The organism is bacterium, from assembly GCA_021158245.1.
Classification (GTDB): Bacteria; Zhuqueibacterota; QNDG01; order QNDG01; family QNDG01; genus QNDG01.
Map to the genome: position 1 here is coordinate 1 of JAGGVB010000155.1, position 6,451 is coordinate 6,451.

The window sequence follows — 6,451 nt, forward strand, 5'->3', positions numbered from 1 at the left end:
CAGCTTGCAGAAGCAGTTAAATATACGCGTCAGCCAGGAGTATATTTTCATTACGGGATTTCTCTTTCAAATACAGGAAGAAAAGAGGATGCTTTAAAGTGGTATGCAAAAGCTTCGGTTTTTGGGGGTGAGGTTTCAGACAGTGCATATACAAAACTCGTTGAGTTATGGAAATATCTTGGCAAACCTGATACTCAACTGGAACCCTTTGTTAAAAAACAGGCGGAAAACCTTAAGACTTCTTATCAGAAAAAAGTGCTTTCTCACAGAGTCATTAAAAAGGCTCCTGATTTCGAACTTGATACTGTGAAGGACGATTGGGTTGTCTCTCTAAGTGATCAGAAGGGATCTGTCGTAATTCTCTGTTTCTGGGCCACCTGGAGCAGATCATCCCGCCTTATGATAAACACGTTAAAGAATCTTTCTGCAAAGTGGGGAGATTCGGTTTTGTTTCTTACAATTGTTACAGACAAAGATATAGCAAGAGTTGAAAAGTATTTAAGAGACAAGAAAATATGGCTTCCGGTTTTAATTGATAATAAGACGGGTAATGATTATGGAGTACGCGGTGTCCCGACTCTGTATGTTATTGACAAAAAGGGATACATTAATTATGTTCACAGAGGATTCAGGCCTGATATTAAAGATGTGCTTGCAATTGAGCTAAATGATCTTTTAAAATAACTTTTGTTGCTTAGGAAAAGATGTATGAAACAATTAAGCGGAGTTTTTAAAATTGCTGTTGTTCTTATTTGGTCAGCAAACCTTGGTTTTGCCAATGTTCCGGATTTAGAATCAGAATGCAGATTTTTAAAGCTCAACGGAACAATTTCTTATGTTGCAGCACAGGATTTTAATGGAGACGGCAGGGTTGATTTACTCGCTGTAACGGAAAGTGCCGATTCTTTTAAACGCAGAAAGATCAGCATCTTCTTTAATGATGATACAATACATGAGGTGCCTAATCTGGTTTTTATTCCTGCTGTTAATGATGTTTTTTTCACAATCGAAAATATGGAAAACAGCGGCGGAAAGAACCTCATCCTGCTTGGAACAGCAGGACTTTCCATGTTTGCGCTAAATGATAAAATATCTTCTGCTCATAAAAAGGTTTTTACAATAAGTACATTGATCCCACCGGATAAAACAGACCTGTTGAAATATGATTTTGCAGCGGATATAGACGGAGATTCAATTCCGGAGATATTTGTCCCTTCAATAAACAGGATTAAGATTTTTAAAAAGGAAGGTGATGATAATTATGGCCTCTATAAAACATTAATTACTGAACCTGAAATATCCGTCCTGAAGAATGAGATATTAACTTATCAATTCTCAATACCTGAAATCAAGATCGGGAATATGGGCGGTGATAACAAGGCTGATATAGTTTTGAAATACAATGATAAAATAGAGATATTTCATACAGGCCGTTTCTTTGATCCTTCAAATAATAATATTTCTATTAAACCGGATACAACTATATCTTTTAAGTTAATTGATCCGTCAATACGGGGAACAGAGAACATAAGAGAAAGGCATTCCCTTTATTTGATTGATCTAAATAATGACGGCCTTTTTGATGTTGTTCATAAAGTGATTGTCAAAACATCGTCTCCGGAATCCATGATTGAGATGTACGTATATCTTAATAAAGGGGGCGCTTTCTCTGATGACCCGGATAATGTTTTTGTGTCCGAGAGTTTTGGCGGTGAGTCTGCAATCAGGGATTTTAATAATGACGGCATTATGGATTTTGCGTTGTTTAAAATTCCTCTCGGTATTGCACAAATTCCCGCATATATTTTTAAGAAGAAGCTGTCTGCCGGTTTTGATTTTTATATTATGAAACCTTCAGGCCGGTACTCTGACAAACCGGAATCATCGGCAGGCTTTGGAATAAATGTATTACCTGAAGATATACCTGCGTACAGGCTTTGTTTTTCCTTTGAAGGTGATTTTAATACAGACGGATATAAAGATCTTGTTGCTGAAACCGGGGAAGGAAAATTTTCGATCTATTTAAATGGGGGAAACGGCAAGTTTCATTTTTCCTCTGATTACAGTTTTAAGGCTTCGCAATGCAGAAACATTCTTATTTTTGATGCGGACAATGACGGAGCTGATGATATAATATTGTGGGATAAAAACCATATTGAAATTGTCCCGAATCCAGGAAGAGACAATCATTGAAAAAGATTGTTTACATGTTTATTTGTCTCTTTTTTTTATACGGCATCGGTACGTCATCTGCAGATTTTAAAATAAAATCACTGCACATATACGGAAATACAAGAACAAGGGATAAAGTAATTCTGGGAAGACTCCGAATAAAAACAGGAGAAACAATATCTGCAAGAAAATTTACCCTTATTAGAAAATATTTTTTAAGGGAGTTTTTTGTTAACAATATAGAGTTTCGTTTAAGGCCTGAACAGCAGAGAGGTGATTTCGCTCTTCTCGTTATTACAAAAGAGAGAGGGATGTTTTCAATCAATCCCATTATAGGAGATAATAATGTCTTCGGTTTTTACGCAGGCCTCGGATTGGATGTTTATAATATTCTTGGATATGGAAATAAGTTGAAACTTCTTTTTCAGGCAGGAGGTGTTGATAAACGGGTACTGGGTTTGAGTAATAAATGGTTTGGGCCCGGAGCTTCATTATGGTTCAACGCGGAGTACTCCGGTATTTCATTCCCCTATCTTTTTGACGATATTGAATCTTCGAAAAGGCTGAGTACAAAATCATCAAAGGGTTCGATTGGGATTCATGTTACGAAAGAATTAGCAATAGGTGCTGAAGCAGGGAGAGAAAATGTATCTTTCGGAGATGCATCTTTTATGATATCAAAAAGCCGTGAGGATGATATCTCGTTTTACGGGTTTATAGGGAGAATTGATACGCGGGACTGGCCCTTCTATCCGTCTGAGGGATCCCTTGTAACTTTGGATTATAAAAACTGGCTGATCAACGGTTCATATTTATTTAAGCAGATGGATCTGGATATGAGGAGTTTTTCCCATCTTAAATCAGGTAGCATAGTTGCAGTAAGGATCAAGATGATTTTATCTCAGGGGGTTGTCCCTTTTTATAAACGTGTTCACATGGGAGGCGGAAATACATTAAGAGGATACAGAACAGGATCTGTTTTTGGTGAAAACGGTTTTCTTTTAAGCGCTGAGTACAGAATCCCGCTGCTCTATGTGAGGAGGCCTTTTTCAGGAATGAATACAGGGGTTCTTGGTGTTTTGTTTATTGATTCGGGATCAGCCTGGTTCAAACATCAAGCGAAAAAGGAGCGCGTCTTTTATACATCTGTCGGTTTTGGATTACATCTCGTACTTGGTAAATTGCTGCTCAGAGCTGAATACGGATATCATGGAGAAGGTGCGGGATTTTTGAGCGCAGGTACAGGGGTGATGTTTTGAAAAATCTACGGGGAATAAATTTTTTTAAAAGAATAATTATAATTTTGCTGGTTTGTATCTCATCTAATCTTTTAAGAGGCCAGACCTTAGTTGATTCAACTTTAATTGGCAGAAGAATTTCAAAAATATCAGTGACAGGGAACAGGAAAACAAAATCTGAAGTAATTTTCCGTGAGATGGAACTTAAACAGGGAAGCGTATTAGATATAAAAAAACTTGAATCTGATAGAAAGCGAATTGAAAACCTTCTTGCTTTTAATAGAGTGGTAATTACAGGAAATCCGGACAGCAGTTATGTCGCATTGGCAATTAAGGTGACAGAACAAATTTATTTTATACCATTCCCCATACTATTTATAAATGATCGGGACTGGAACAAACTGTCTTTTGGCGCTGGATTTATACATACGAATTTTCTGGGAAGAACAGATAAACTGGGTGCTATTTTTTGGGCGGGATACAATCCTGCAGTTCACTTTGTTTATTCAAATCCCTGGATTGGTAAAAAATACAATCTTCTGACAAAAATTGAGTTCTTTTATGCACGAATAAGAAACAAACATTTTACAGAAGAAAAGGTATACGAATATCAGAAGGGTTTTGAATGGAATATCGGCAAGAGATGGGGGCATCATCTTTACGGCCAGTTGAATTTTGGTTACAGGTCTCTTGACATTGACGGCTCTAATGAAGATGCAGTACCAACAGAACAGCATACGGACAATCTGCCGGAAGCAGGATTCAGTGTCATGTATGATAAGAGAGATTTAATAGAGTATCCCAGATCCGGATATGTAATAAAATTTTTAACAAAAACAAGCGGATGGCCTTCCCAAAATCCGTTTTATCAGAGAGCTGCCGGTGAATTACGTATTTATATCCCTTTTGCAGAAAAGAGCACGTTCGCTTTGCGGACAAAGCTTATCACTTCTATAAACAAAGTTCCTGTTTATGATAGATATTACTTTGGTTATTCCGATAGAATAAGGGGTCATTTCAGAGAGATTTATGAAGGTGATATGCTTTTTTTAAGCAGTATCGGTTTTAGATTTCCCATTCTCGGTGTACGATATTTTAATATTACAAGCCTGTCTCAATTACATGATTTAAAATTTGGAATTTATGGCTCTTTGTTCATTGATACAGGAGCAGTATGGTTTAAAGAATATGGATTAAAAAAGGACAATTTTCTGTCCGGTGCAGGATTTGGAATTCATTTAATACTTCCGTATATACATGTAATTCGATTTGATTATGCTGTAAATGAACAGGGTAAAACCCAGTTTATCGTTGATCTTGGTGTGGATATTTAGGAGGATCTTTTGCATCAAAGAAGTTTTTATGTTCACCCGGATGATGTAGGCCATGATGAGGTAGTCTTTCGTACAAAAGAGGCTCACCATATTGCTTCTGTAATAAGAGCCAAAAAGGGAGACAGAGTACTGGCTGTCGATGGAGTCGGAACATGTTATTCAGTGGAGTTGCTAAGCATATCTCCAAAACAGGTTAAGGGCAGAGTACTGCAAATTACGAGAGGTTTTGGTGAGCCTGTGACAGAAGTTACGCTTGCTGCAGGAATTGTCAAAGGCAGCAGATATGAGTGGCTGATTGAAAAAGCTACAGAGATGGGTGTAAAAAAAATCATACCATTTACATCTGAAACAAGTGTTGTAACAGGAAGCAGCATAAAACTTGCAAGGTGGAAGCGGGTTTCTTTTGCAGCAATGAAACAATGCCTGCGGTCAGCTGCTCCCGAAATAACAGATGTAGTTCCATTAACCAGAGTGTTAAAAGGCGGTGCAGGCTCAGTAAGAATTATTGCATCAAATTCTAAAAAAAGTATTGGGATAGATCAATTAAAGAACAAAATAACAAAGACAAAACAAAAAGTATCAGTTGTTGTGGGGCCGGAAGGGGGATTCTCAGATGAAGAAATTCATGAAGCAATTGAGCAGGGATTTACACCTGTAACCCTTGGTACGCGGCGTTTAAGGAGTGAAACAGCTTCCATTGTAATGCTGTCGCTTGTATTTAATGTTTTTGGTGATATGTTATAAATAGTGATATTAAATATTTTTATAAAATATTTCCGAAGTTCAAGATTTTATTTGCTTTTTTGTTAAATAAAGTATTATATTATGCCCGTTTAACTTAAGCATGGAATAGGTACTTAAAGAGGCGTAAATCATGGTGAAAACAAAATTTAAAGACGAGTTAAAGACAACTTTCTCAAAGCAGGCGGTTATTGATTATCTGTTTATCATTATTGGTGCATTTGTAATGGCAATGGGAGTCGGTATTTTTCTTGTGGATGCCAAGGTTGTGCCTGGCGGTGTAAGCGGGCTTTCAATGGCAGTTCACTATCTTTCCGGCAACAAGATTCCTGTAGGATTAATAATGTGGGTTATGAACATTCCGCTTTATATCTGGGGCGTGAGAGAACTTGGAAAACAGTTTGGAATACGGACAATTGTAGGTTTTACAATGAACTCATTTTTTATTGATCTTTTACGGGGAAGGATTCCAGGACTGGAATTCATACACTTGAATGATTACTCTGCAATAGTTCAGCTCAGAGAGCATGATTTTCTGCTTTTGATTCTGACAGGCGCAGTGCTTATGGGCATAGGCCTGGGAATAATATTTAAGTTCAGGGGCACTACTGCCGGTTCAGATGTAGCAGCTGCTGTTGCACGCAAGAGGTGGGGAATCAAGCCGGGCGTTACTTTTATGACAGTTGATTTTATGGTAATCATGCTTGCAGGAGTCATTATTCATGTCAAACATCTATCCGGAACCAGGCCTGCTTTAACTCTTACACTTTATGCAATTGTTCTTCTTTTTATATCTTCCAGAATTGTAGATGTGATAATTGACGGATTTGATTATGCAAGGTCTGCATTTATCATGTCCTCAAAAAATGATGAGATTGCTAAGGTCATAACGAAAGATCTCAGCAGAGGGGCTACTGCTTTTGAGGCTCATGGGCTTTACAAGAATCAGCGCCGTGAAGTACTTTA

The 6,451-nt window shown here is 37.6% G+C and carries 6 protein-coding genes; all 6 read left to right on the forward strand.

The features are described from left to right. On the forward strand, positions 1–684 hold a 684-nt coding region (locus J7K93_08200), incomplete at its 5' end, for a TlpA family protein disulfide reductase (protein ID MCD6116982.1). A 24-nt stretch (positions 685–708) separates the two neighbouring features. Beyond that, positions 709–2,193 carry a VCBS repeat-containing protein gene (locus tag J7K93_08205; GenBank protein MCD6116983.1) on the forward strand — a complete coding sequence of 495 codons (1,485 nt, stop codon included), beginning with the start codon at positions 709–711 and terminating at the stop codon, positions 2,191–2,193. Next, entirely contained in the window at positions 2,190–3,431 is a 1,242-nt protein-coding gene (locus tag J7K93_08210; GenBank protein MCD6116984.1) for a BamA/TamA family outer membrane protein, read from the forward strand. Before J7K93_08205 ends, J7K93_08210 begins: the two co-directional genes overlap by 4 nt. Then, positions 3,428–4,744: a BamA/TamA family outer membrane protein gene (locus J7K93_08215; GenBank protein ID MCD6116985.1), complete on the forward strand. Its 1,317-nt coding sequence runs from the start codon at positions 3,428–3,430 to the stop codon at positions 4,742–4,744. Before J7K93_08210 ends, J7K93_08215 begins: the two co-directional genes overlap by 4 nt. Positions 4,745–4,753: 9 nt before the next feature. Beyond that, on the forward strand, positions 4,754–5,488 hold the full coding sequence (locus tag J7K93_08220) for a 16S rRNA (uracil(1498)-N(3))-methyltransferase (GenBank protein ID MCD6116986.1): 735 nt from the start codon (positions 4,754–4,756) through the stop codon (positions 5,486–5,488). Positions 5,489–5,618: 130 nt separating this feature from the next. After that, positions 5,619–6,451 (forward strand): YitT family protein (locus tag J7K93_08225; GenBank protein ID MCD6116987.1); only part of this gene is annotated, 833 nt, incomplete at its 3' end.

Bases quoted from the DNA above. Each gene is read 5' to 3' on its own strand.
- J7K93_08205 (MCD6116983.1), top strand. From the start codon at position 709: ATGAAACAATTAAGCGGAGTTTTTAAAATTGCTGTTGTTCTTATTTGG.